This window comes from Nitrosospira sp. NpAV, from assembly GCF_000832065.1.
In the GTDB taxonomy this organism is placed as follows: domain Bacteria; phylum Pseudomonadota; class Gammaproteobacteria; order Burkholderiales; family Nitrosomonadaceae; genus Nitrosospira.
Map to the genome: position 1 here is coordinate 1 of NZ_JXQM01000166.1, position 447 is coordinate 447.

Here is a 447-nt window from a genome sequence, read left to right on the forward strand (position 1 = left end):
CCTGTGCACTGGCTAATTGTGAGATTGATGAAGATCAGGCAGCAGATGCATTGGGGCAGATTGGGTTAGCAGGACGTGAAATGTTGCCTGCAAAAGTGCTGTCGCAAGGGCAGCGCAGACGGGTGGCCCTGGCACGGCTGCTGGTGGTACAAACCAAATTGTGGATATTGGATGAACCTTTGACCGCTTTGGATATTGCAGCGGTGGGGCTGATCAAGGAAATATTGGAACACAATCTGTCGAAGGGAGGGATGGTTATCATGACTACTCATCAGGAAATCGTCATGACTGCTGCAGCTGTGCATCATTTGACTTTATCCTGATTCGATATGATCTGGTGGATAGTTAAGCGGGATTTATTACTGGCAATGCGTCGGCGCTCCGATGTGCTGACGACGCTGTTTTTTTTCATAATAGTTGTCAGCCTGTTTCCATTGGGTGTAGGCC

At 49.0% G+C, this 447-nt stretch carries 2 protein-coding genes; both read left to right on the forward strand.

The annotated features are described in order from the left end of the window. The coding region (locus SQ11_RS15770) for an ATP-binding cassette domain-containing protein (RefSeq protein WP_041515157.1) at window positions 1-323 on the forward strand (323 nt) is incomplete at its 5' end. Between the two features lie 6 nt (window positions 324-329). Next, on the forward strand, window positions 330-447 hold a 118-nt coding region (locus SQ11_RS17005; RefSeq protein ID WP_198140906.1), incomplete at its 3' end, for a heme exporter protein CcmB.